The 26,723-nt window shown below is 51.5% G+C and carries 22 protein-coding genes and 1 tRNA gene; 9 read left to right on the top strand and 14 right to left on the bottom strand.

What is annotated here, in order from left to right; genetic code table 11:
* The first annotated feature begins 65 nt into the window (after window positions 1-65).
* From QUD54_RS09450 to QUD54_RS09425, 6 genes are all read left to right on the top strand, one after another.
* Window positions 66-920, top strand: coding sequence for a glycosyltransferase family 2 protein (locus QUD54_RS09450; RefSeq protein ID WP_286336484.1), 855 nt, complete (start codon window positions 66-68; stop codon window positions 918-920).
* Window positions 913-1,938, top strand: coding sequence for a polysaccharide biosynthesis protein (locus QUD54_RS09445; RefSeq protein WP_286336483.1), 1,026 nt, complete (start codon window positions 913-915; stop codon window positions 1,936-1,938). The genes QUD54_RS09450 and QUD54_RS09445 overlap by 8 nt, the downstream gene beginning before the upstream one ends.
* Window positions 1,938-3,047 (top strand): polysaccharide biosynthesis C-terminal domain-containing protein, encoded by a 1,110-nt coding sequence (locus QUD54_RS09440; protein ID WP_286336482.1) that lies wholly within the window; start codon window positions 1,938-1,940, stop codon window positions 3,045-3,047. Before QUD54_RS09445 ends, QUD54_RS09440 begins: the two co-directional genes overlap by 1 nt.
* Before the next feature lies 1 nt (window position 3,048).
* The gene (gene wecB, locus QUD54_RS09435) at window positions 3,049-4,179 is read left to right on the top strand and encodes a non-hydrolyzing UDP-N-acetylglucosamine 2-epimerase (RefSeq protein WP_286336481.1); all 1,131 of its coding nucleotides are present in this window, start codon (window positions 3,049-3,051) and stop codon (window positions 4,177-4,179) included.
* Window position 4,180: 1 nt separating this feature from the next.
* Window positions 4,181-5,398 (top strand): glycosyltransferase family 4 protein, encoded by a 1,218-nt coding sequence (locus QUD54_RS09430; RefSeq protein WP_286336480.1) that lies wholly within the window; start codon window positions 4,181-4,183, stop codon window positions 5,396-5,398.
* Between the two features lie 96 nt (window positions 5,399-5,494).
* Window positions 5,495-6,235: a tyrosine-protein phosphatase gene (locus QUD54_RS09425; RefSeq protein ID WP_286336479.1), complete on the top strand. Its 741-nt coding sequence runs from the start codon at window positions 5,495-5,497 to the stop codon at window positions 6,233-6,235.
* A gap of 25 nt (window positions 6,236-6,260) precedes the next feature.
* Here QUD54_RS09425 and QUD54_RS09420 read toward each other — a convergent pair whose 3' ends face one another.
* The 14 genes from QUD54_RS09420 to nadB form a co-directional block, all read right to left on the bottom strand.
* On the bottom strand, window positions 6,261-8,609 hold the full coding sequence (locus QUD54_RS09420; protein WP_286336478.1) for a GumC family protein: 2,349 nt from the start codon (window positions 8,607-8,609) through the stop codon (window positions 6,261-6,263).
* A 1-nt stretch (window position 8,610) separates the two neighbouring features.
* Window positions 8,611-9,444, bottom strand: a complete 834-nt coding sequence (locus tag QUD54_RS09415) for a polysaccharide biosynthesis/export family protein (protein ID WP_286336477.1) — start codon at window positions 9,442-9,444, stop codon at window positions 8,611-8,613.
* 146 nt (window positions 9,445-9,590) lie between these two features.
* Window positions 9,591-9,676, bottom strand: a tRNA-Leu gene (locus QUD54_RS09410).
* Between the two features lie 94 nt (window positions 9,677-9,770).
* Entirely contained in the window at window positions 9,771-10,076 is a 306-nt protein-coding gene (locus QUD54_RS09405) for a F0F1 ATP synthase subunit C (RefSeq protein WP_286336476.1), read from the bottom strand.
* Between the two features lie 127 nt (window positions 10,077-10,203).
* Window positions 10,204-12,405: a polyribonucleotide nucleotidyltransferase gene (locus QUD54_RS09400; RefSeq protein ID WP_286336475.1), complete on the bottom strand. Its 2,202-nt coding sequence runs from the start codon at window positions 12,403-12,405 to the stop codon at window positions 10,204-10,206.
* A gap of 49 nt (window positions 12,406-12,454) precedes the next feature.
* Window positions 12,455-12,724, bottom strand: coding sequence for a J domain-containing protein (locus QUD54_RS09395; protein WP_286336474.1), 270 nt, complete (start codon window positions 12,722-12,724; stop codon window positions 12,455-12,457).
* The gene (locus QUD54_RS09390) at window positions 12,721-14,166 is read right to left on the bottom strand and encodes an MlaD family protein (protein WP_286336473.1); all 1,446 of its coding nucleotides are present in this window, start codon (window positions 14,164-14,166) and stop codon (window positions 12,721-12,723) included. The genes QUD54_RS09395 and QUD54_RS09390 overlap by 4 nt, the downstream gene beginning before the upstream one ends.
* Before the next feature lie 81 nt (window positions 14,167-14,247).
* Window positions 14,248-16,302, bottom strand: a complete 2,055-nt coding sequence (locus QUD54_RS09385) for an LPS-assembly protein LptD (protein WP_286336472.1) — start codon at window positions 16,300-16,302, stop codon at window positions 14,248-14,250.
* Between the two features lie 70 nt (window positions 16,303-16,372).
* Window positions 16,373-16,822: an RDD family protein gene (locus QUD54_RS09380; RefSeq protein ID WP_286336471.1), complete on the bottom strand. Its 450-nt coding sequence runs from the start codon at window positions 16,820-16,822 to the stop codon at window positions 16,373-16,375.
* A gap of 10 nt (window positions 16,823-16,832) precedes the next feature.
* Window positions 16,833-18,113, bottom strand: coding sequence for a phosphoribosylamine--glycine ligase (gene purD, locus QUD54_RS09375; protein ID WP_286336470.1), 1,281 nt, complete (start codon window positions 18,111-18,113; stop codon window positions 16,833-16,835).
* A gap of 432 nt (window positions 18,114-18,545) precedes the next feature.
* Window positions 18,546-19,280, bottom strand: coding sequence for a uroporphyrinogen-III synthase (locus tag QUD54_RS09370; protein WP_286336469.1), 735 nt, complete (start codon window positions 19,278-19,280; stop codon window positions 18,546-18,548).
* Window positions 19,281-19,315: 35 nt separating this feature from the next.
* Entirely contained in the window at window positions 19,316-20,866 is a 1,551-nt protein-coding gene (gene guaA / locus QUD54_RS09365; RefSeq protein ID WP_286336468.1) for a glutamine-hydrolyzing GMP synthase, read from the bottom strand.
* Window positions 20,867-21,003: 137 nt separating this feature from the next.
* Window positions 21,004-22,311 (bottom strand): sodium:proton antiporter NhaD, encoded by a 1,308-nt coding sequence (nhaD, locus tag QUD54_RS09360; RefSeq protein ID WP_286336467.1) that lies wholly within the window; start codon window positions 22,309-22,311, stop codon window positions 21,004-21,006.
* Between the two features lie 93 nt (window positions 22,312-22,404).
* Window positions 22,405-23,862 (bottom strand): L-aspartate oxidase, encoded by a 1,458-nt coding sequence (gene nadB, locus QUD54_RS09355; protein WP_286336466.1) that lies wholly within the window; start codon window positions 23,860-23,862, stop codon window positions 22,405-22,407.
* Window positions 23,863-23,957: 95 nt separating this feature from the next.
* Here nadB and QUD54_RS09350 point away from each other — a divergent pair, with 95 nt between their 5' ends.
* The 3 genes from QUD54_RS09350 (at window position 23,958) to QUD54_RS09340 (ending at window position 26,714) form a co-directional block, all read left to right on the top strand.
* Window positions 23,958-24,404 carry a hypothetical protein gene (locus QUD54_RS09350; protein WP_286336465.1) on the top strand — a complete coding sequence of 149 codons (447 nt, stop codon included), beginning with the start codon at window positions 23,958-23,960 and terminating at the stop codon, window positions 24,402-24,404.
* A complete protein-coding gene (gene uvrC, locus QUD54_RS09345; RefSeq protein WP_286336464.1) occupies window positions 24,401-26,215 on the top strand; it encodes an excinuclease ABC subunit UvrC in 1,815 nt (604 codons plus the stop codon). The genes QUD54_RS09350 and uvrC overlap by 4 nt, the downstream gene beginning before the upstream one ends.
* 85 nt (window positions 26,216-26,300) lie before the next feature.
* Entirely contained in the window at window positions 26,301-26,714 is a 414-nt protein-coding gene (locus QUD54_RS09340; RefSeq protein WP_286336463.1) for a PAS domain-containing protein, read from the top strand.
* The last annotated feature ends 9 nt before the right edge of the window (window positions 26,715-26,723 follow it).

Below are 26,723 nucleotides of genomic sequence, written 5' to 3'. Positions count from 1 at the left end.
ATAATAGATAGATGTTATTTTTAGTAAAATAATTGTGTAAATCAGATTTTTTTGAAAGGCATGAATTGATCAATCTAACTGTCGTTATTTTGACATTGAATGAAGAAGTAAATATTGAACATTCCGTGGGCAACGTAGTAGGATGGGCAAAAGAGGTTTTTGTACTCGACAGTGGCTCAATGGACAAAACCGTAGAAATCGCGGAAAGCCTCGGTGCAAAAACTTTTTACAGGAAATTTGATAATTATGCCGCCCAAAGAAATTATGCGATCAAAGAGCTTCCAATAAAGACGGAATGGATGCTCTTCCTCGATGCCGATGAATATCTACCGCCGGAGCTCAAACAGGAAATCGAAAAAGAACTCGACAATCCACGTGCAGATGGATATATGATCAAATTCAGGTTCTATTTCATGGGTCGATGGATCAAACACGGTGGATATTACGGAACGAAAATTTTGCGCCTTTTCAGGAAAGAAAAAGCTTCCGTCGATCGGGACATGAATGAACATGTGGTTATCAACGGTATCGTTGGAGAACTGAAAAACGATTTCATTCACGATGATCACAAAGGCATAACGGAATGGATATCGAAACACAACAAATATGCGACATACGAAGCCTTGGAGCTTATCAAATACGATGAACGTAAAAAGAATGAAAAAAAAGATGAATTTGCCGACCTTTTCGGTACGCAGGCACAAAGAAAACGTTGGATTCGCGAATATATTTGGAATCCCTTGATGCCACCGCTGGTTCGCCCATTTATCTACTATTTTTATCGTTATTTTTTAAAACTTGGATTCCTGGATGGAAAACCGGGATTCATCTATCATTTTCTGCAAGGATTATGGTGGACTTTTTTAATCGATGTAAAATATATAGAAATGAAAAACAAAGAAAAGGAAAAGAATGTTTAAAGACAAAACACTTTTGATTACAGGCGGAACGGGTTCGTTCGGAAACGCCGTTTTACGAAGATTTTTGGATTCGGATATCAAAGAGATCCGCATCTTTTCACGCGACGAGAAGAAGCAGGACGATATGCGCAAGTTCTACAAAAATCCGAAACTGAAATTTTATCTAGGTGATGTACGCGACGTCAACTCGGTCGTCGATGTCATGCGCGGCGTCGATTATATTTTCCACGCCGCTGCGCTCAAACAGGTTCCTTCCTGCGAATTTCATCCGATGCAGGCGGTCAAAACCAATGTCGTCGGTACAGAAAACGTCTTGAACTGCGCTATCGAAGCCGGCGTTAAAAAGGTCATCGTACTCAGCACGGACAAAGCGGTCTACCCCATCAACGCGATGGGTGTCTCCAAAGCGATGATGGAAAAAGTGGCTGTCGCGAAATCCCGCAACCTGGATGACGAACAGATCACCATCGCATGTACGCGCTACGGCAACGTCATGGCTTCACGCGGTTCCGTCATTCCTCTTTTCATCGACCAGATTCGCCAGGGCAAGGAGATCACGATAACGGATCCTTCGATGACACGCTTCATGATGAGTCTCGACCAGGCGGTCGAACTGGTTCTTTTCGCATTCAAAAACGGCAGGAACGGCGATATTTTCGTACAGAAAGCCCCCGCCGCGACGATAGAACTCCTCGCGAATACGCTGAAAAACATGCTCGGCCGGCCCGATCATACCGTCAAGATCATCGGAACGCGCCATGGGGAGAAGCTCTACGAGTCGCTTTTGACGAAAGAGGAGATGGTACGGGCCATCGACATGGGAGACTACTACCGCATTCCCGCCGACAACAGAGACCTCAACTACGACAAATATTTCGAAGAGGGGCAGGACGTCATCACCCAGGCAGACGAATACCACTCCCACAACACCTACCGCCTCAACGAGGAGGAGCTTCGCGAAATGCTCTTCAATCTTCGTGAAATCCAGGAGGACCTGAAAGAGTTCGGAGTCATCTGATGAAAGTTCTCGTAACCGGAAGCGGCGGGTTTATCGGAAAAAACCTTATGGAACGCATCGGGCGGATGGAGGGTGTGGAAGCTCTGACATTCGAGAAAGACGACACTCCGGAAACGCTGGAAAAAGTGGCGCTGGAAGCGGATTTCATCTTTCATCTGGCCGGCGTCAACCGCCCGGAAAAACCGGAAGAGTTCTACGAGGGCAATCGTGACCTGACGAGACAGCTCGTCGATATTCTAGCCCGAAATGGCAAGAAAACGCCGATTCTCATGAGCTCGTCGATCCAGGCCGAACGCAACAACGATTACGGCAAAAGCAAACGCGAAGGCGAAGAAGTTTTAAAAGCCTATGCCAAACAAAACGATGCCACCGTCTATATCTACCGCCTTCCCAACGTATTCGGAAAATGGTCGCGGCCGAACTACAATACCGTCATCGCGACATGGTGCTACAACATCGCACGCGACATACCGATTCAGATCAGTGACGAAAACGTCGAACTCAGCCTCGTCTATATCGACGATGTCGTGGGCCATTTCGTCAGGCATCTGGAAGAGAACGGAAAATCGGGCGTTGTCTATCCGGATATCTCTCCCGTCTACAAAAAGAGCCTCGGAGAGATCCGTGACCTTCTGCAGGCATTCAAAGCGAGCAGGGAGACGCTTCTCGTTCCCCGTGTCGGCCAAGGTTTCGAAAGAGCGCTTTATGCAACCTATCTCAGCTTTCTGCCGACAGATAGATTTTCCTATGAACTTCAGGGACACGAAGACGAGAGGGGAACGTTCTACGAGTTTCTAAAGACCATAGACAGCGGACAGTTCTCCGTTTCGACGACGGCACCGGGTATCACCCGCGGAAACCACTATCACAACACGAAAAACGAAAAGTTCCTCGTCGTCAAAGGAAAAGCCAGCATCAAACTACGCCAGATTCACAGTGACGAAATCATCGAGTATCGGGCGAGTGACGAAAAGATGGAGGTTTTCGAAATGATCCCGGGCTATACCCACGATATCACCAACATCGGCGACGAAGAGATGATACTGCTCATTTGGGCCAACGAGACATACGACCCCGAAAATCCCGATACTTACTTTTTGAAGGTTTGAAATGAAACGACTGAAAGTGATGACCGTCGTCGGAACACGGCCGGAGATTATCCGCCTTGCCGCCGTCATAAAAAAGCTGGATGCCACGGAAGCGATCGACCATGTTATCGTCCATACCGGGCAGAATTACGATTATGAGTTGAACGAAGTCTTTTTCAAAGATTTCGGCCTTCGCAAACCCGACTATTTTCTCGATGCCGCTCTCGGTACGCCGGCCGAAACGATCGGTAACATCCTGATCAGGATCGATCCGCTGCTGGAGAAGATAAAACCGGACGCTTTCTTGGTTTTGGGCGATACCAACAGCTGCCTTTGCGCCATCCCCGCGAAAAAGAGAAAAATTCCCATTTTTCATATGGAGGCGGGAAACCGATGCTTCGACCAGCGCGTTCCGGAAGAGACGAATCGAAAAATCGTCGATCATATCAGCGATGTCAATCTGACCTACAGCGATATCGCGAGGGAGTATCTGCTTCGCGAAGGCCTTCCCGCCGATAGAATCATAAAAACCGGCAGCCCGATGTACGAAGTGATTCAAAGCAAACTCGAAGACATCGAAGCCTCGGATATTCTCGACAGGCTTTCTTTGAAAAAAGGGAAATATTTCGTCGTTTCGGCACACAGGGAAGAGAATATCGCCAGCGACCGAAACTTCGAAGCACTGGTAGAGACGCTCAATGCCATCGCCGAAACCTACGGCCTGCCCGTCATCGTATCGACCCATCCGAGGACCCGAAAGAGGATCGACGAGAAAAAGATCGTTTTTCATCCGAAGATCGAACTCCTCAAACCCCTCGGCTTCAACGATTATGTACGGCTCCAGATGGATGCGAAAGCGGTTCTCAGCGACAGTGGAACGATCAGCGAAGAGTCTTCGATTCTGAAATTCCCGGCACTCAATATTCGCGAAGCACACGAGCGTCCCGAAGCGATGGAAGAGGCGAGCGTGATGATGGTAGGGCTTAAAAAAGAGCGTGTCATGCAGGGATTGAAAGTTCTCGAAACACAAAAACCGGATACATTGAGAGAGGTCGCCGACTACTCGATGCCGAATGTATCGGACAAGGTCGTTCGCATCATCCTCTCCTACACCGATTATGTGAATCGAACGGTATGGCAAAAGCGGCTTTGAGATGAAAATCTGCCTCATTATCGACGACTACCTGCCGGACAGTATAAAAATCGGTGCCAAAATGATGCATGAACTCGCGTGCCGGTTGAAAAAAGAGGGGCATGAAGTGACGGTTGTCACACCCGCCCCTGGTTCCAAACGAAAAAAATCGGTCGATACGCTCGACGGCATCACGATCTACCGCTTCAAAAGCGGCAGAATAAAAAACGTAAACAAAGTCGAACGTGCGATCAACGAAACACTTCTTTCCCGCCGCGCATGGCAGGCGTTCAAAGAGGAATTTACAAGAGAGCCGCACGATCTCATCGTCTACTACTCTCCGACCATCTTCTGGAGTCCGCTCGTCGAGCGGCTCAAAAAGCTATGGCATGCGCCCAGCTATCTGATACTCAGAGATATTTTCCCTCAATGGGCGGTCGATCAGGGATTGATACGCGAAGGCTCTTTGGTCGAAAAATATTTCCGCCACTTCGAGAAGAGAAACTACGCCGCCGCGGACACGATCGGCCTGATGTCGAAAAAGAACCTCGAATGGTTTCGAAAAGAAATGAAAGCGAAAGCTGCGACGGAAATTTTGTACAACTGGGCGGAGAATTCGCCTGTCGACGCCACGGGCCTTTACAGAAAACGGTTGGGCCTCGAAAAGAGAGTGATCTACTTTTACGGAGGGAATATCGGCCATGCGCAGGACATGATGAACATCGTCAGGCTTGCAAAAAAGATGCAGAAGTATACAGAGGCCCACTTTCTTCTGGTCGGAGCGGGTGATGAAGTCGAGAAGGTCCAAAACGCCATCGTCGAGCAAAACCTCACCAATATGACACTCCTGCCGCCGGTATCGCAGGAGGAGTTCAAACGGTTGCTTGCAGAGTGTGACATTGGGCTTTTCACCCTCCATAAAAACCATACGACACACAACTTTCCCGGCAAGCTGCTCGGCTATATGGTCCAGAGTATGCCAATACTCGGAAGCATCAACGCCGGCAACGACCTGAAGGAGATCATAGAGAGTGCCGGTGCCGGATATGTCACGATCAACGGGGAAGACGAACGCTTTTTCGAGAATGCGGTCAAGCTTCTCGACGAAGAGAGAAGAGAGAGAATGGGGAAAAATGCATTGAGACTGCTACATGATACTTTTTCGGTCGAGGCGGCGGCCGCCAAGATAGTCGGGCGTGCTGCCGGCAGGAATGCAGGCGATGAAAATATGGTAACATAGCGCACGATTTCAGTTTACAAACACGATTTTTTGCCGATCTATTCGGTACTTACACACAGAAATTCATAAATCCACGGAGACAAAGAGCCGATCAGCATGACCAATTTTTTCAAAAAACTGTTGCACAAACCTCAAAAAAAGAGAGAGACTCTCTATGTCGACATACACTCCCATCTGATTCCCGGTATCGATGATGGATCCAAAACGATGTATGAATCGATCAAACTGATCAAAGCGTTCAAAGCGATGGGATACAAAAAACTGATCACGACTCCACATACCATGTGGCACCGCTACAAAAACAGCAGGGAGATCATTCTTGAAAAACTCGAGTATTTAAAAGATGCACTTGCCGACCATGAAATCGACATCGAACTGGAAGCCGCGTCGGAGTATTATCTGGACGAACATTTCAGTGCATTGATCAAGAGAAAAGAGATATTGACGTTCAACGGTAACTGTGTACTTTTCGAGATGTCCTATACGCGCGCTCCGAACAATTTATGGGATATCATTTTCGAACTGGAGACATCGGGGTATCGGCCCGTATTGGCCCATCCGGAAAGATATCTCTTTATGCATGACGATTTTGAAGAGTATGAAGCGCTCAAGGAGCACGGCGTTCTTTTCCAGCTCAACATCAACTCGTTGGCCGGCCAATATTCGAAAAATGTTCAAAAGGTGGCCCACAAACTGGCCGATGAAGGAATGGTCGATTTTCTGGGAAGCGATGTGCATAAACTGAGCCAGACCGAAACACTGGCGAAGATGCTTCACTCCGACAGGCTCCAGAGAGTTTTTGAAAAAAACAATATTTTGAACAATACCCTGCTATAGGAACCGATAAAGTTCCTATAGTATTTTATGAGTAGTAATTGTTACTGTATCCGTAGTTGTATCCGTAACCGAATCCATAGGCGCCGGATCTCGCCTCCGTTTTGACACCGTTGAGAACGATGCCCGCTTTCAGTTCATGCTCTTCGACGAAACGGTTGATGTTCTTGAGGAAATCTTTTTTGGAGTAGTTCGCCCTCAGCACGATCAGATTGATATCGGACATTCGCATGACGATCATGGCGTCGGCGACCAGGCCGATCGGCGGCGAATCGAGCATGACGTAGTCGTATTCGTTCCTGAGGGTCGCGATGACCCGTTTGAACGCATCGGACATCAGCAGCTCCGAAGGGTTCGGCGGCATGGGGCCGCTCGTGATGACGTCCAGATTCTCCTCCCTCGAATGCTGTATCGCCTCTTTCAGCCCAACTTTGCCGGCGAGGAGAGTACTCATCCCCTCTTTGTTCGGCATTTTGAGAAGTTCGTGCAGCTTGGATCGCCGCATATCGAGATCGAGAACGATCACTCTCTTTCCGCTTTTTGCGATGATCTTCGAAAGCTCCACGGTGGTCGTCGTCTTTCCCTCCTGTGGAATGGAAGAGGTGACCGTCACCACTTTGGACTTGTTCCCGATGCCCAAAAACTCCAGGTTTGTCCGAATGACGCGTAACGATTCGAGGTAAGCGGACTTCATCTTCTTCGACTTGATATCCGGCACGACACCGTAAACCGGCAAGGATGTGAGCTTTTCGATATCCTCCACAGATTTGATCGAATTGTCGAGAAGTTTGCGCACAAAGGCTTGAAGCAGCCCCAGAACCAATCCGATCAACAGGCCGATCAATACGATCTGGCTTCTTTTCGGTTTGATTGGGCTGCCAGGGACGAGCGCGGGATCGAGTATCTGGATCTCCGAAACTTTGGATGCTTCCACGATGGCCGTTTCGGCCCTTTTTTGAAGCAGGAACGAATAGATCTTTTCGTTGACCATGAAATCACGCGTCAGCTGCGCGAGCTGCTGCTCCTCTTTCGGAAGGGCCCTCAACGCCGCTTTGCTCTCGTTGATCAGCTTTATCAACGAAGACTTTCTGATCTTCAGGCCGTTCAACGTACTCTTGATCGATTCGATCAGCATCGACTTCAGGCGGTTGATCTGTTCGGTCACCTTGATGACATCCGGATGAAGCTCCGTAAAATCGACCAGAAGCGTCGAGCGAAGGGAGGCCGCCTCCTGAAGTTTCACGATAAGGTTGCTGATAACGGGGCCGACCAGCTGGGCGGAACTGACGTCGAGCCCTTTGATATCCTTGTTGGACTTGATGTAGTTCAGAAGGTTGTCCAATATATTGATCTGTGTATTGATCTCGTACACTTTCGCTTCAAGTTCGCTCAGTTTCGCCGTCGTCGTCCCCGCCTTCGCTCCGATATCCATGACGACATGCGTCGCCTTGAAACTCTGAAGTTTGCTCGCGGACTTCTTCAACGTCTGGTGGATCGCTTTGAGCTGGCTGTCGATGAAGTTGAGCGTCCGGTTGGCGCTCTCTGTTTTGAGCCGGATCTTCTCTTCATTGTAGGCGTTGACGATCGCTTCGACGATATCTTTAGCACGCATGGGCACCGTATCCTGGAAAGAGACCTCCACGATGCTGCCGAAGTTCGATATCGGCGCCGCGTCGATTCCGCCCTGGATGAATCCGTACATGTTCTTGTTGGGAACGATACTGAAGGAGTAGACCTGGTCTTTGAGGTCGTACACTTTCTGGATATTGATGACGAACCACGGTGTGCTTATTTTTTTTCCATACTCATGAATCTGATCATAGTCGATAAGCGGTTGGACAGGCAGATTGAAATATTTGTAAATCTTATAATAAATCTTCTCTTTCAATGTCGGTTTCGTATAGAGGCGAAAATGGCTTTGATCGACCGGTAGCAACTGGATCTCATGTCCATAGAAAACAGGATCGATGAACTCCGCCGAAATGACGAAAGGAGAGTCCTTGTAGAGCTCTTTCTTCTTGTAATGTTCGATCGTGAAGTAGCGTGTTCCGATATCCAGGTCATCCAACGCCTTTTGTGCCAGAAAACGCGACTTCATCAGGGCGAATTCGTCGTCGAGGTTGACGTTTCCTCCACCGAGAGCGGCACTCATGAAATCTCCGCCGGCATTTTTCGCCATCTCGGTGGAGATCTTCATCGTCGTGGTGGCTTTGTAGACGTTGGGGGCGAAATAGGCGTAGACGCTCGCCCCGACCAAAAAGATCAGGGTAATGAAGAGTATCGACCACTTGTAGCGCCCGACTGTCCTGAACAACTCTTTTATATCGATCTCTTCCGGTTCGACCGGTGCCACACTCGATTTTTTCGCTATTTCCATATCAGTTCCCACTGTTACCCGGCACGATGCCGATATTGTATCCCTGATCGATCGCCTGATAGGTCAGGAACGGCGACATGATCGTATTGAGGAAGTTGAAGTACGATCCCATTTCGACCATCTCCTTCATAATCGCCTTCATGTTGCGAGGCTGAACATAGACGATGTCGTTCGGACGCAGAATGAGACTCGCGACGCGCAGTTTGCGCATATCGGTCAGGTCCACTTTTCTGACCTGAGGATGACGCAGGTCTCCGCGAATGATCAGAATATTGGTACGCATCGCATCGTCTGTGAGGTCTCCGGTCATCGCGAGCGCTTCGAAAAGGGTCATCGTTCCGCTGTTGACAGGAACGACACCCGGAGAACCGACTTCGCCAAGCACCAGCAGACGCTGATTGAGAATTTTCACGGAGACGAAAGGATTTCTAAGATACTTCTTGTACTCCTGCGTCAGCCGCTGCGCCGCTTTCGTCTCGGTCAGGCCTTCGACCGCTACCGTTCCGATCAGAGGGATATGGATCTTGCCGTCCGGCGGAACGAGCATCCCGTCGACACCGCTTCGGTTCATGTAGGTAAGACTCTGGTCGAGAATGGAAGTCATCTGCCCTCCGACGGAGGAAGCACTCTGGTTGAAGACTCTGATCTCCAGCCGGTCACCCGGCTGAATCTTCCATTCGTACCGTTTTTCCGCTTCATACTCTTCGTCCGACACTTCCGTCACGACTTTCTCTTCATCGAGGTTCTGATTGAAATACTTGTACTCTTTGTTGGCCGAACACCCGCCAAAAAGAAGCATCATCACAGGTATCATGACAATCCATAAACTTCTCATATCCACTCCTGTTTTTTATTATGCGTGCATTGATGCGTTTATTTTACAACGATTTGGATTAAAACTATATGATGGGCGGTTTATCCGGTAGGAATGTGAAGAAGGATGGATCGAAAAATGATTTTTGTAGAGTGTTGTTGAAAACGTGGTGCGCAGAGCGAGACTTGAACTCGCACGGGCAAAGCCCACTGCCCCCTCAAGACAGCGTGTCTACCGATTCCACCACCTGCGCATCTGTTAGGTAGTTGTTGTTAAGAGGCCGAAATTTTATCAAAAAAAAAGGCCCGAGTCAAGAGGCCCGGGCCTTTTTTCAAAAAATATGCAAATTATCCGAGGAACGGGTTTGCGTAAAGAGCGATAAGTGCGATAACCAGGGTATAGATAACCTGTGCTTCGATCATCGCGAGCGCGATGAACATGGTTGTCATCAGTTTACCGCCAAGGCCCGGGTTACGAGCTGTACCTGCGATCGTCGCAGCTGCCGTGTTACCCATACCGATCGCACCACCGAGTGCTGCGAGACCGAGGCCGACGCCCGCTGCGACGACACTGTACGCCTGGATCATAGACTCACCTTCACCTGCAAATGCAAACCCTGCAAATGCTACCATCAAAAGAAAAAACTTTTTCATGAAAAGCTCCTGTAAAATATTTTTTCCGGAGATGACGCTCCGGCTGCGCTGCAAAGTCCGTTCGGCTTGCGTATCCCTACTTATCACTTTGCAGGCGAATTATATCTTTACTTTCGTAAAACGATGTTTAATCGATCGGTTTCGACAGTGCCAGTTCGATTTTATGGCCTTTTTGAGACTTGACGACCACTTCGATCTCCTGCCCTTCATGCAGCAGATCGCTTGGATGGCCGATGCGTCCGCGTGAAATTTTGGAGATGTGAAGAAGGCCGTCCACGCCGCCAGGCAGTTCGACGAAAGCACCGAAGTCGACGATTTTTTTCACTTTCCCTTTGATCGGCTTATCGATCTCGAACTGCGGAAGCTCTTTTTTCGCCGAGCCCTCGGCAATGGAACGTATATGGTCGCACGCGGCCTTCACTTTCGCCTTGCTCGGCCCCGTCACCTTCACTTCGCCCTGTTTTTTGTCGAGGTCGATGTTGACTTCGAACTTTTCGATTATTTCACGAATCGTCTTGCCCGCCTGACCGATGATGTCGACGATTTTGTGTGGCTCGATATGGAAAATCTCGGTACTCGGAAGCACCTCTTCATTGACTTCTATCTTTTTGGCCGCCTCTTCCATGATGCCGAGGATATGCAGACGTGCCTCTTTCGCCTGGTCGAGCGCCTCTTTCAGAAGATCGAGGCTGACACCGCCGAGCTTGATATCCATCTGCAGGGCTGTGATGCCATCTTCGCTTCCCGCCACTTTGAAATCCATATCGCCGTCATGGTCTTCAAGCCCCATGATATCGGTGAGAATGGCGTATTTGTCGTTTTCGGTCACCAAACCCATCGCAACACCGGCAATCAGTTTCAGCACCGGAACGTCAGCGGCTTTGAGCGCGAGCGAACCGCCGCAGACCGTCGCCATCGAAGACGATCCGTTCGATTCGAGAATCTCCGATACCAGACGAATGATCATATCGAGCTGCGTCTTGTCGAGCGCCGGCTCGAGTGCGCGTTTGGCCAGGTTGCCGTGGCCGAGCTCGCGTCGGCCCGGAGGTCCGATACGGGAGGCTTCGCCTACACTGAAACCGGGAAAATTGTAGTGAACCATGAACTCTTCGTAACTGGCACTTTTGCCCGTAATGCGCTCGAACATCTGCGCATCCTGACGGTTTCCGAGGGTACAGGTGACGAGGGCCTGTGTTTCGCCTCGTGTAAAGAGGCATGAGCCGTGAACGCTCGGAAGCAGGTTGGTCTCGATGGATATCGGACGCACATCCCGCAGGCCGCGGCCGTCGGCACGTTTTCCCTCCTCCAGGATCATCGCCCGAACACGCTCGCGTTTGACTTCACCCACTGCGGCTTTGATTTGATCTTCGCTCCACCCTTCGGCCTGGGCCGTCTCGTCTTCCAAAACTTTTGCGACCAGTGCCTTGATCTCACCGCCGCGTTCGCTTTTGGCCATACCGTCGAGTGCACGGTTGATCTCTTCCATATAGAACTCTTTGATATAGGTTACAATGGAAGGATCGGCTCTCTCTTCGAAGAGTTCGACCGCTTTTTTCGGTTTGGCCGCTTCGGCGAAGACTCGCTCGTACTCGCCCGCCGCTAGCGTAATCGCTTGTTTGGCCAGTGCGATCGCTTCGACCAGCTCCTCCTCTTTGAGCTCGTTGACATGAGGAATCTGGACAATCTCGTCCGCCAGCATCGGGTCCATCATCGGATCGATGGCGACGGTCGGTTCGATTTCGACGTCGACGGTCCCGATGGCCCGCATCTCGATCATCAGAAGATCCTCTTTCGTTCCGGAAACAAAGAGGTCCAGCGTCCCCTCTTCCAGCTCCTCCAATGAAGGGTTCAGAACGAACTCCCCCTCTTTACGCCCGATACGCACACCGGAGACACACCGCTCCACAGGGATATCCGACATGAACAGGGCCGCCGATGCCGCATCGAGTGCAAGCGACTGCAGATCGGCATTTTCATCGACACTGAGCAACATGACCGTGATCTGTACCGGATTGTAGAACCCTTTGGGGAAAAGCGGCCTGAGAGAACGGTCGATCAGACGCGACGTCAGCGTCTCGAAGTCTCCGGGTTTCGTTTCTCGCTTGACGAATCCACCCGGAATCTTCCCGGCTGCGTAACTCTTCTCGATGTACTGCACCGTCAGAGGCAGAAAGTGCTCCTCTACCGGCTTGTCGTCCATCACGGCGGTCGCGAGCAAAACGGTCTTTCCGCTGCGCAGCACAACCGAACCATTCGCCTGACGCGCTATTTTTCCCGTCTCGTATACCGTTTGACGGTTGTTCATTTCAAATTCGAATCTGCATGCCATTTTTCATTATCCTTTTATCTGTCATCGCCCTATTTTACACTCTAAAGGTTTAAAACCTAAACCTTTTCGCATGGGCATCCTGTGGAAACTGTTTGAGAATCTCCTCTTCGCTGAACGAAAATCTGTAATTCTCGATATAACTTTTCAGCAATCGGTACGCCTCGTTGATGCGGGCCATCTCCTCGCCTTCTCCTCCCACATCGGGATGTTTCCCCGATGCAAGATAACGGTAACGCGCCGTAATATCTTTGAGGCTCACATGCGAAGGAAGCCCCAATGTTTCGAGCGCATCGTGAATCTTCTCATACGCCGAACTCATTGGGCGGCACTGGCTCCGGCACTCGCACCTGCACCGAGAAGGTACTTGATGCGGTCGTCCTCAAACGATACACCCATTCCGAAAAAGAGGTTGCGTGCATCGGTATTGAGGAAGTTGTCTGCGCCGAGGTAGGCGTCGATGTGCTTGTAGAAACGGTATCGCATCGTCGCTCTCAAGTGGGCTTTCTCTCCACGAATATCGTTGACGGCACTGAAGTCGTAGGCATCCAGCGAAAGTTTCAGTTTGTCGTAATAGGCGAAATAGTCGATACCCGCACCGGCCGTGCTCTCGATAAGCCCGCCCCGTACCAGAAAATCTTCGAACCGTTTTCCGATCTGGGCGGAGACGAAGAACTTTCCCTTCTGATGGTCCATCTCCGCCGGATACTCACCATTGACAAGCTCCGTATAGTCGGGCCCGGAAACGATATCCAGCATATAGTGGCGCGTATAGGTCGGCATATAGTCGATATGCATACCGCCTTTAAGCTTTCCGTCGTTGGCCAGGTAGTAGGAGTCGAGCCCGAGATCGAGCCGGCTCTGGGTGACCGAATTGAGATAGTCGTCGAGCTTGTCGATTGTCCCCTGCCCTTTTTTGAAGAAGCCATCGACCGACGTGAGTGCGCTCTTGAGCGGTTTTCGATTCTCTTTGATCACGATATCGAGCTGATCTTCGAGTGACTCGAACTTGTCGGCGAGGCGCGGAAGTTTCGTATTGAGCGTCTCTCCAACCCCCTGAAACGAATCGAGCGTCTTTTCTAGCTTTGCCATGATATCGGGCAGATCGCCGTTGATTGTATCGGCACTCTCCGAAAATTTCGCCGACATACGCCCGAACTTTTCCGCCGCTTCGTTGATGTTCTTTACGAGATCGTCGATTCCCTTCTTGTTGCCCGAAACGACCTCTTTGAGGTCTTGTGTCAGCGTATCGAGATTGCTGAACGTATTTTTCAGATGCTCCCTGCTTCCGGGATCGAGCGTTTTTCGAAGTTCGTGGATGAACCCTCTGAGCTCCTCGGCCGCCTCTGCGACACGCGTCCCCATCTCGTCGAGCGTCGCCATCGGCTTCTCGCGGGTCAGCTTCCCGTCTTCAGCCAAATAGACGTGTGCCGATCCGGGAATGATATTGATATATTTTCCGCCGAGCAGCGACTCTTGCGTCAAAAGAACCTGCGAATCACTCGGTATTTTCGCATTTTTATAGACAAAGAGGGTCAAAACGACTTTGGTGCCGGAGAGGGAGATCTCTTTGACGTAGCCGATCTCCACACCCTTCATCTTTACCTTGGCATGCCTCTCCAGGCCGCTCGCATCGCTGACGATCGCTTCGACATCGTAACCTTTTTTTCCAAACCCCTGGAATTTGTTGACCTGGGTACTGAGTAAAAAGAGCAAAACAAGTCCGATCGTGACAAAAAGACCGACTTTTGCTTCCGTTTTCACCTGTAAATCTCCTTTTTTCTAAAGCGAAGCTTCAACAATGATGAGACTGTCGAAACTTCGCCTTGCGGCAGAAACGTTTCATCAAAACTCCTGCTCGTACTTTTGTTCAAATCCACCAAGCGGCACCAGATTGATCTGAAAATAGAATACCAGATTGTCGACCGACTCGGCCCCAGCAGAGGTCAGGATGGGCTTTCGCTCATCCTTGACTCCGAGGTTAAGATCCCAGCAGTGCCTGAAAAGGTGGACACCGAGACCCCAGCGGCTGATCCTTTCATCGAGATTGTCGAAAGCGACCTCTCCATACCAGTCATTGCCCGATTCGCTTTTGTAGGTGCCGTTTATACTGTAAAAATCGGATGTTCTCTCTTCTTGTAATACTTTATAGAAATGGGTCAACATTATATCATAGACGCTGTCTTCGTACTTGACATGCGACGTGGCGGAGGAGACTGCACCGAGATAGTAGGAGAAGAAAAGGTCGGTATAAAGCTCGTAATGTTCCCAAAATCTGTATCGAAGCTCCTGTTCGATATCACCGTATCGATGCTCGCTTTTTTCATAGAGCACCGGCTGGGATATCCGGTAATAGACGAAATCGTTCCCCTTGGCATCGTAAAAATAGTTGATGACACTGAGTGTCATGTTTTCACTGGGCGACCTGAGGACCGAGACATCCGGATCGATATAGCCGCTTTCGTTGCTGAAACTCGGCTTGTTGTAGGTCGCGCGCATCTGCATGGTGTGAAACACATCACCGAAACTCCTGGCCAGATCGCTGTAGAGATCGATTTTGTGATAGTTCCGAAACATCGAATAGTAGTTGCTCGGCGTTGAAACACCGAGATTTTGGTATCCGATATAGGAGTAGTAGAGATTTTCGGAAATCGAAAGGTTCAGATAGTCGTCGAAAAAACTGGTATAGAAGATGATGGGGGCGTTGAGCTCCTGCATCTGAATACTTTTGCCCGCACCCGTAAAGAGGTTGCTGATACGGTAGTCTGCGGAATAGTGCAGTGCATTCCATCCCAAAAGTGTGTTCTGGTAGTGGTGGAGCTGAACGATCGGGATGCTTTGAATCGTATCTTTGTTCGACGGGAGCGAAGTGTCGATGAAGTATTTGCCATAGACGCCCACATAGTTTTCGGGGGTGTTGAAATAGTAGTTGACTCGCGACTGTACCTGGGAACTGTTGAGAAGTTCCGCCGTCGACCGCGCCTGCAGGTTGAGATAGTCCGGATCGTTGAGATAGGTGATATCGAGATAGATCCCGTCGTGGTTGTTCCCTTTCCCATCGGTAAACAGTTGGGGGGATTCGTAGTCCACCTGCGCTCCGTAATGGGAACTGTTCTTCAGATTGTATTCGTCGACGAAACTCTCTCTGCTATGAAAATATCCGGTCGTGATTTTTCCGCGGGAGTGGGGCGTGTCGACGAAACGGAAGGTCGCGAATACCCCTTCCCCCCTGCTGAAACGGACCTGCGGCATGATTTCGAGATCCCACTGCGGATCGGGGGCGATGAAAATCGGCTGGTTGTAGAAGAAACCGTCGCGGGACGAGATGCCGACATCCGGGCGAAGAAGACCCGTCCGCCTCTCCTGGTTCGTCGAAAAACCGAGATAGGGAAAATAGAGTATCGGCCTATCTTTCATGTAGAGGACGGGGTTCCATAGGTCCATCCATTCGCTCGTACTGTTGTACTCCAGGGAAGTGAAGCCTATATGCCAGTCGGGGCAAGCCACATCGCAGCTCGAGACGAGCGCATCTTCCAGCTGCAGTATCTCCTCTTCTCTTTCGGCCTGTTTTCCACGAAGCCAGAGTTCGGAAGCGAAATCGACGAGAAAAATCTTTTCGAAAAGGTCACGCTCTTGCTTCAGATCGATCCTGATGTAGTCGCTCAGTGCCCCATGTTTCATATCTTTGATCATCTCGACATTTCCGAAAAGTTCGAGAATCGAGCGGTTCGTATCGTACACGGCACGGTCCGCCATCAAAATGGTATCGCCGTAATAGACGACGACGTCACCGGAAGCTTCCACTACCGAAGCGTTGCGTTCCACCGTTGCCGCCATCAACTCAACACGCTTCTGCTCCAATGTCTGAGCATGAAGCGATAGGCATGCCAACAGAAACACGAAGAAGCATCTATAACCTATTTCAAAGATCCATCTCCGTTGCCGCGCACAGGGATTTTCGAAATGGGTTCTAAGCATCGACAACCAGAGTGGAAGCGGTTTTGTCATGCCATGTCTGCCGATAGGGGTCGAAAAAAGCCCACACGAAGCCTAGGTAGAAGATCATCCCACTGACGATTCTGAAAACCGCCCGGTTGAATGCTACGGCGAGACGGGGCTTCGTCATCGTTTCGATCTCTACGACCTGCATTTTCATCGCCATCTTGCCCAACGATGCGCCATACTGCCAGACGAACCATGTATGGTAAAGGATCTGCGTCATCACCATATAGAGCCAGACGCTGTTGACGATCGCAGCGACCTCTTCGACACTCTGGGCCTGCTCTATCGGTGTCCAGAGCATAATGACGAAAAGCATGCTGATCAGCATATCGTCGATCATATAGGCAAGGGCGCGCTTTCCGAGCGGCGCGAGCTCCATACCCGAGCTATACAGCCGCTCTTCGATCACTTCGTTCATCGCCAGAACATCATCCGTCCGCGTCGCGCAAAGCCTGGTAGGCGATGTCGCTGCGGCACTGTTTTCCTGCGAAATGGACCTGGCCGCAGAGCATGTAGGCATAGTCTCTTGCCTCTTTGATCGTCTCTCCCAGGCCTACGCAGACCAGCACACGTCCGCCAGTCGCCATCAGTTTGCCGTCGATGAGGCTGACACCGGCGAAATCGATATGCGCTTTGTCGACAAGCTCGGTATGGACGATTTTATCCACGATGATCTCGGCGGGTTCGCTACTTTTGTAGGGATAGTTTCTGCTCGCCATCACGACACCGACGGCATACTTGTCGATGAACTCGACATTCAGTTCATCGAGCCTTCCAGAAGCCGCTTTGTCGAAGAGTTCACCGGCCGGTGTCTTGAGCAGCGGCATCAAAACCTCGCATTCGGGGTCGCCGAAACGCACATTGAACTCCAGGGTATAGGGCTCTCCGTTCACGATCATCAATCCCGCGAAAAGCACGCCCTCGAAAGGCATGCCCTCTTCGGCCATCCCGTCGACTGTCGGACGGATGATGCGTGTTTCGATCTTTCTGTAAAGTTCGTCATCGATCAGTGGCGTCGGAGCATAGGCACCCATCCCCCCTGTATTCGGCCCTTCGTCGTTGTCCAGCAGACGTTTGTGGTCCTGTGCCGCCGGAAGCATGACGAAATCCTTGCCGTCGCAAATCGCGAAGAGTGAGAGTTCGTACCCGTCGAGAAACTCTTCCACGACGATCTTCGTTCCCGCTTCGCCGAAGGCTTTGCCGCTCAACATTTCGGAGGCCGCTTTCTTGGCATCGTCGTGTGTCGGAGCGATAATGACCCCTTTGCCGGCGCAGAGACCGTCGGCTTTGACGACGATCGGTGTCGGAAGCGAATCGATAAACTTGAAAGCCGCTTCGATACTGTCGGTTTCGATATACCTTGCCGTCGGAATATTATGGCGCGCCAGGAAGTTTTTCATGAAAATTTTGCTCCCCTCGAGCTGTGCCGCCTTTTTGCTCGGGCCGAATATTTTCAGGCCGCGTGCCTTGAAGATGTCGACGATACCTCCCACCAGAGGCGCTTCGGGCCCGACGATCGTCAGGTCGATCCCCTCCTGTTCGACATAGTCGGCCAGCTCGCTGTAGTCGCTGATGTCGACATTCTCGCCCATCTGCGGCGTCGCCCCGTTGCCCGGTGCGAAATAGATCTTTTCGACCGCACTGTCCTTGTGCAAAGCACGCCCAATCGCATATTCGCGTCCACCGCTTCCAACGACCATCACTCTCATAACAAAGCTACCTTTTCCGGGAATTTAAAAATATAGAATCATACATGTTTCGTTTTCATCGTCATCGCTGTTGTATGTTCAGCTGCCATATATGCGAAATCAGCGGTGTGCGGATGCAAGGCGTGGTGACGAGGCGTAGCCAAAGCTACGTCGATGGAGCCACAACGCAGCAGACGTGCGCCGATGATGCAGCAGATGCGGTAGAAGAACATACAACATCGATGACATAAATGTGACCGAGCGGGCGTTCACGCTTGAGTGTGGTCCATCATAGACCAACGGTGCAGGAGGGAGGCGCGCTTTAGGCGGCAACTTCTCGCCGGGAGCACCGGCTCGGACGAAGTCACCGACACACGGCGCACCTACACAATCCCGCCATATCAAAGTGTTGGACCCCCGATATGCGGGTAGCGCACCGCTCAGTCAATTAAATTATACTCTATTGTTACTTAATGCACAACTGAATTCGATGGCGGAATCGATAGAAGTTGAAGGAGCGATTTCAGCCACGACACAGGCGGGAAACGCCTGCGCCGTTTTATTTCCGATCGCGACGGCACGCCAGCTTTCATCCCACTCGAAATTCTCGAAGAAACAGCGGACGATCGAAGGAGATGTGAAGATGAGCACGGCATCTTTCTCCGGCCTTCGCGGCCGATCGTACGCCATGCATCTCGTCTCGTAGATCACCTTTTCATCGACTTCGATACCTGCATGGCGAAGGTCGGCGGCTATTTTGGAAACGACCACTTTCGGACGGGGATAGAGCCATCTGAACCCCTCGAACCATTCCGAAAGCTCTTTTGCCAAAACATCCCCGTAGGCTTTGGAAGCGATGTAAATCACCTTCCCGCCCCGCGCTTCGATCTCTTTCGCCGTCATCTCGCCGATGGCCGCCGCAGGCGTCGAACGCCATCTGCCTCCACTCACCTCGTCGAGTGCTACGACACCCTGCTTGGAGGTGAGAATCAGGCCGTCGAATCCCGAAAAATCGAGTGGCTGTGGAATGGTTTCAAACTGGATCATAGGTAGATGCCGAACCCCGGGTTTCGGGGTCGGGGAAAGCAGATAAACAGAGTTGAGTGTTGAGTGTTGAGTGTTGAGTGTTGAAGTGTTACACGCTTTCTCGAATGGTCGGTCGCTCTGCGGCCTTTCCTCATTCTCCATTCTTAATTCTCCATTCTCCATTCGCGCACCGCGCGTTACTCCCACTCGATCGTCGCGGGCGGTTTCGAACTGATGTCGTAGACGACACGGTTGATACCGTCGACTTCGTTGATGATGCGGCGGCTGATGCGCTCGAGGAGGTCGTGCGGCAGATGGGCGAATGTCGCCGTCATTCCGTCGACCGATTCGACGACACGGACGCAGACGGTGTTGTCGTAGGTTCGGTTGTCACCCATGACGCCGACGCTCTTGACATTGAGAAGCACGGCGAACGCCTGCCACGTCTTCGTGTAGTAGCCGCTCGCTTTGAGCTCCTCGAGCAAAATGGCGTCAGCCTCCCGCAGCATGTCGAGATCGTAGATGTTCACCTCCCCCATGATGCGGATCGCGAGGCCGGGCCCCGGGAACGGATGGCGGTAGACAAGCGATTCGGGAAGTCCAAGTTCCAACCCCAGCTTGCGCACTTCGTCTTTGAAGAGTTCGCGCAGCGGTTCGATCAACTCGAAATCCATCCACTCCGGCAGGCCGCCGACGTTGTGATGCGATTTGATCGTCTCGCTCGGCCCCTTAACCGAAACCGATTCGATGACATCCGGGTAGAGGGTCCCCTGTGCCAGGAACTTGATGCCCTCATGTCTCTTCGCCTCCTGCTCGAACACCTCGATGAAAGTGTGGCCGATGATCTTCCGTTTTTTCTCCGGGTCTGTCACACCGGCGAGTTTGACCAGAAAGTGCTCGCTCGCATCGACGGTGATGAGCGGTACTTTGAGGTGGACCTTGAAGACACTCTCGACCTGCTCCCGCTCGCCTTTACGAAGCAGTCCGTTGTCGACGAAGACAGGAATGAGCTGATCGCCGATCGCTTCGTACAGAAGCGCCGCGACAACCGAAGAGTCGACACCGCCGCTGAGAGCGCAGAGCACTTTTCCCTCACCCACCCGCTCGCGGATCTTTTTGATCTGCTCTTTGAGGAAATGGCCCATATCCCACTTTTCGGTCACGCCGCAAATATTGCGCGCAAAGTTGCGAAGCATGATATGCCCCTCTTCAGAGTGGTGGACTTCCGGATGGAATTGCAATGCATACACTTTTCGCTCTTCATCGGCGATTGCCGCATAGGGAGAGTTGTCGCTGTAAGCGATCGGTTTGAAACCCGCGGGCAGCTCTTCGACACGGTCGGAGTGGCTCATCCAGACAACCGTACCGTCGTGACACCCTTCGAAAAGCGAAGAACGGTAACCACCCTCTTCATAGAAATGGAGTTCCGCTTTCCCATACTCGTGATGATTGGAGCGGACCACCTTGCCACCGAAATCGACGGCGATACGCTGCATACCGTAGCAGATACCGAGGATCGGAAGCCCCAGTTCATAGATGCCTTTTTCGACCGCGTAAGCCTCCTTGTCGTAGACCGACGCCGGCCCGCCGCTGAAAATGATACCTTTGGGGTTTTTCGCCTTGATCTCTTCGACTTTCGTGAAATAGGGAACGATTTCACAATAGATCTTCTCTTCACGGAGCCTTCGTGCAATCAACTGCGTGTACTGCGATCCGAAATCGAGTACGATGATACTTACATCTTTCAAATTCTGTTCCTTGGAGTGATGGTTTTGGATATTTTAGCGAAAGATAGTTGAAGAGTCGTTGGGATGGATAGAAAATCCGGGACACCCTCTTCGAAAAATCTCGAGGGTGCCGGGAGAGCGTGTTGTAGAGTGTTATTTCAATACAAGCCCATCATCTCGAACTGGATGTACCACAGGACCATCGCCAGGATATACCCTGCCAGTACCGTCCACGCCAGTTTGATATGGGAACCGAACGTATAGATACCGCGAAGACGTCCCATCACGCCGACACCCGCTGCGGAGCCGAAACTGATGAGGCTCCCGCCGATACCCGCGGTCAGCGTGACGAGAAGCCACTGGTCGATCCCCATCTCCGGGCTCGCCTTCAAAATCGCACTCATGACAGGCACGTTGTCGACGATGGCGGAGATGAATCCGACACCGATGTTCGCAGCCGTCGCGCCGACGATACTGTAGAGATCGTGGACATAATCGAGATAGCCAAGAAAGTGCAGCGCACCGACGGCGGAGAGAATACCGAAGAAGAAGAGAAGCGTATCGTTCTCGATCTTTTTCATATTGACATAGATATCATACCCGTCATGCCCCCCTTTCGAAAGCCTGAAAGAGTGGAGTTTCAGCAACGAAAGCCCGAACATCATGCCCCACATCGCGGGAAAATGGAAAAACTGGTGTCCGAGTACCGCGATGGCGATCGTCGAAGCGCCGAGCCAGATGACGGTACTCCCGCCCTCTTTCATCTGAGGAATCTCTTCGGTTTCGACATTGAAATGCGGCTCGCCCTTTGGGACGTAGAGTGAAAGAAGCCAGCCTGTCAGAGCCCAGCTTGAGACGGAAGGAACGAAAAGATAGAGAAAGTCGACGAACTCCCCTTTGCCCGCTGTCCATGCCATCAGCGTCGTAATATCGCCGAACGGGCTCCAGGCACCGCCGGCATTGGCCGCCACGACGATGTTGATGGCGCCCGGCACCAGAAAATCTTTGTTGCTCTTGTCGATCGTAAAGAGAACCGTCGAGAGAATCAATGCCGTCGTCAGGTTGTCGGCGACCGGCGAGATGAAAAAAGCCAGCAGGCCGGTAAGCCAGAAAAGCTTCTTGTAGCTGTACCCTTTCGAAACCAGCTTGTACTTCAGAACATCGAAGACCCGCCGTTCGATCAGTGTTTCGATAAAAGTCATCGCGACGAAGAGGAAGAAGAAAATCTCCGCAATCTCCAGAATCAGTTTCTGCATCTCTTCATGGAGCGGTTCCGGATCCATTCCATTGGTTGCAAAATAGACACCGACGAGCATGAACATGAAAGTTCCCGCAAACAGTGCGGGCTTCGCCTTGTTGATTTCATACTTCTCTTCGGTTGCGATGAAGTAGTAGGCGATGACGAAAATCGCCAGATCGATAATGCCGACCCATGTGGTCGTCAGATGAAACGTCGCTTCGTGCATTGTTTTCCTTTGTGATTAGATCGTTGTTTGAATATCGACACAATTTTGTTTTTCGTTACATTTTGGTATTCGGGATTTTCAACATGCCCTTCGTTATTCGTTGATGATGTAGTGGGCACCGACAGACTCTCTCCGGGCAAGTGCCGATTCGATGATTTTTCGTGCCGTCTTGAGACGCAGAGCGAGCAGCCGGCCGATCGTCAGATGCTGAACGTCGTCGACGAAATCGAGTGCACGCTCGAGCCCCGAACGCGTCCTGACGATCCCCACTTCCTGCCACATCGTACGGCGCAGGCGCTGTTTTAAAATTGTATCATCTTTTTCGACCAGGTTCCCCTTAAATTCGGCAAAGGGCGGTTTGTGGCTCCAGACGAACCCCTTTTCGTTCAGATGACGCGCGGCGCGACGGCCAAAGACAAGCCCTTCGAGCAAAGAGTTGCTTGCGAGCCGGTTGGCCCCGTGCACACCCGTGCAGGCCGCTTCACCGATGACATAGAGGTTTTCGAGCCCTGGCACGACGCCGTTGAGATCGCAGACGATTCCGCCGATGGCATAATGAAACGCCGGTGAAATGGGTACGAGATCTTTGGGAAGGTCGAAACCGACCGAGGCGAGCGCCTTTTTGATATTGGGGAAACGGTGGGCGAAAAACTCTTCGTCGAACATGTCCATCTTCAAGTAGACCTTCCCACCGTGACGCTTCTGATAGTCGAAAATGGCACGGCTGACGATATCGCGCGGAGCGAGTTCGCCCCTTTCGTCATAATCGAAAAGAAAGCGCCGTTCCTCTTCATCGACGATCTGTGCCCCTTCGCCCCGCAACGCTTCCGTCAGTAGCTGTTTTCTCGCCCACGGATTGTCGACATAGACAGTGGGGTGAAACTGCATCATCTCCATCATCTCCAGCCGGATGCCTCTTTCCAGGCAGATGCCATGCAGGTCGGAGCTGATCGTTCTGGAGTTGGTGTGGAAAGCGTAGAGGCTTCCGACACCACCGCTCGCGATGATGATGTTGTCGGCGTAGAGCTCTTTGATCTCCTCGTTGATGAGGGCTCTGAGCCCATAACAGGTGTCGCCCGAACGGAGCAGATCGAAAACCCTGACATTATAGACGAGCGGGTGGGGGTTCGCCTGCATCAGAAACTGGTGAAGATAACGGCCTGTCGCGTCGCCGCCAGCATGAAGAATGCGCGGTCTGCTGTGTGCGGCCTCTTTCGTGTAGAGCAGGTTCCCCGCTTCGTCTCTATCGAACTCGAATCCGCGCCGGATCAGGTCCGGTATCACTTCGAGACTCTCTTCGACCATCAGCTCGACCGCTTCCTCGTTGCAAAGTCCTGCCCCGGCATTCAGCGTATCCTCGATATGCGACGCCACATCCCCCTCGTCGACGGCAGCCGCCACGCCACCCTGGGCATAGAAGGTATTGCACTCCCAGGGAATGTCTTTGCAGAGAATGAGAACGTTCTTCTCTTTCGGTATATGGAGTGCGGCATAGAGGCCGGCGATCCCGGCACCAACGATGATGACGTCGTATTTGCTGTCGGTTTTCATTGTTGCGATCCCGTCTCACTTTCGGTGGGGTAGTAGGGAGGTTTTTTGTAACCGCATCCCCCCACACCCGCCAGAAGTGATGCTATAATTAAAATATGAAAAAAATTGACTCGGTGCTTACCCATTTCGTCTCTCAGCCTATCTATGCGAAACTGCAGCAGCAAACCTGTTTCCGCCTTCTCAAAAAAGCGCTTCCCGCCTCGCTGCAGCGCGGCATCCTCTTTATTTATGTCAAAAACCGGACACTCTTTTTTGCGGTAAAACATCCGGCCTTCAAAATGGAATTCGATTATAAGCTCTCTTTAATTAAGAACCTATTAAGCACCCTTCCGCCTCTGAAAGAGGCATGTAAAGCCCATGAAATCAAAGATGTCAAGGCATTCGTTTCGAAATTCGCTCCGGCTCCGAAGGCGCCCGGCTCCACCGAACCACGCTATACGGAGCGTGCTCACGGCACGTTCGAAGTGCACGCCGAAAGCGACGAGATCAAAGCCGCTTTCGAAGAGATCAAAGAGACCATCGAACAAAATCTTCACCCATGATCGAGAGCGTTAAAAACCTCCCCGACAAACCGGGGATCTACCAATATTTCGACAAAGACGGGAAGCTTCTTTATGTCGGAAAGGCCAAAAGCCTCAAAAAACGGGTCAAAAGCTATTTCCGTTTCACACCTACACTCGCCCCCGCCCCCACTCTCGGCCCCCGAATCTATCAGATGGTCGCACAGGCCGTCAGGATCGAAACGATCGTGACACCGAGCGAAAGCGATGCACTGCTGCTGGAAAACTCGCTGATCAAACAGCTCAAACCCAAATACAACATCCTTCTTCGCGACGACAAGACTTACCCCTACATCTACATCGACCTGAGCGAACCGTTCCCAAGGTTCGAACTGACGCGAAAAGTGGTCAAAGGGAAAAGAGTGAAATATTTCGGCCCTTTTCCTCACGGTGCGAGGGCGATTCTAGATTCGCTCTACGAGCTGGTGCCGCTGGTACAGAAAAAAGGGTGCCTCAAAGGGAAAAAGGCGTGTCTGTTCCACCAGATCGGACGCTGCATGGCTCCGTGCGAAGGGAAGATCGACGAAAAGGAGTATGCCGAACTCGTCGAAGAGGCTTTCAGCTATATCCATCACAAAAAACGCCTGCAGCGTGCACTCGAAAAGAGAATGCACTTCTACGCCGAATCGCTCCGATTCGAAGAGGCGGCACAGATCCGTGACCGCATCGAGGCGATCGGGAAAATCGAAGAGTTCTCGAGTGCCGATCTCGCCAGGCTCGAAGACCTCGATATCTTTGCCGCGGCGTTCGACGACGAGGGAGGTGTACTGGTACGCCTTTTCATGCGGGAAGGGAAAATCGTCGCCTCCAGCCACACCTATCTGCACCTGCACGACGAGACCGATCTGAGCGAAGTCTACCGCAGAAGTATCCTCGAGTTTTACGGCAGCGAAACGCCCTTTACGGCGACGGCTATCTTGACGGCACACCCCTTCGACGAGCAGGAGGAGCTCTCCGCACTGTTGAGCGAGCGCATCGGAAAACATATCGCCATCACGACACCGAAACGGGGTGACAAACGGCGGCTGACAGAGCTGGGAGTGCAGAATGCGAAGGAACTGCTCAGACAAAAAAGCCTTCGTCCCAAACCCGAACTTCCGGAGAAGATCCGCGATCTGCTCGGACTCCGGCAGGCACCGGAGCGCATCGAAATTTTCGACAACTCCCACCTTGCGGGCGAAGCGCCTGTGGGAGCGATGGTCGTCAGGGAAAAAGAGAAGTGGGACAAAAGCTCCTACCGCCACTACAATCTTACGGCAAGGGACGAGTACCACCAGATGGAGCAGATGCTCTCCCAGCGTATCGGTTCGTTCGAAAAATCCCCGCCTCCGGACCTGTGGGTCATCGACGGCGGCGAGACACTCCGGCAGCTTGCGCTGACGCTGCTGAAAAGAAAAGGGGTCGACCTGCCCGTCGTCGGGATCGCGAAAGAGAAAATCGATGCGAAGGCACACCGGGCGAAAGGGGCGGCGAAAGATATTCTCTACACCGATGAGGGGGAGATGCGGCTGATGCCGAGCGATGCACGTTTGCAGTGGTTTCAAAGGCTCAGAGACGAAGCGCATCGGTTCGCCATCGCTTTCCATAAAAAACAGCGCCTGAAAGAGGACAAAAAGATCTCTCTTCTCGAAGCCAAGGGGATCGGGCCCGCCAAAGTGAAACGGCTCATCGACTATTTCGGAACGTTCGACGCCATCAAAGAGGCCGACCTCGAAACACTGGGGAGAGTTCTAAACAAAAAAGATGCCCAGTCGATATATCTGTATCTTCATCCGCCATCCACAGACGAATAGGTCCTGTTTTTCGCGGCAAAAAGAAGCATACTCATGGCGCTTTATGCTATGATAATCCGAACAATATAGTTTTTATGGAGTTTCAATGCAACGGCCCACCCCCATCGACGAAGAGTACACGTTTGCCGACGGCGTCATCATCAGTGAAACCGATCTCAACGGCATCATCACCTATGCCAACCGGAAATTCATCGAAATATCGGGATACAGCAAAGAGGAGCTTATCGGAAAGCCGCACAGCATCATCCGCCATCCCGATATGCCAAAAGCGGCTTTTAAAGAGTTGTGGGATACCATTCAAGCCGACAAAGAGTGGCAGGGACTCGTTAAAAATCTTCGCAAAGACGGCCGATATTATTGGGTAGACACCTACATCAAACCGATTTTCAAAGAGGGTGTCAAAACAGGATACATCGCGGCTCGCCATCCTGCGAAACGGATGGATGTCCTCTCGATCATAAACACCTATGCCCGGATGCTTGAAGATGAGAAGTCGTAAAAAGGATAA

Origin of the sequence: Hydrogenimonas cancrithermarum (assembly GCF_030296055.1) — a bacterium.
In the GTDB taxonomy this organism is placed as follows: domain Bacteria; phylum Campylobacterota; class Campylobacteria; order Campylobacterales; family Hydrogenimonadaceae; genus Hydrogenimonas; species Hydrogenimonas cancrithermarum.
Note: the sequence above shows the minus strand (reverse complement) of the source record. Positions and strands in the feature narration are given on the sequence as shown.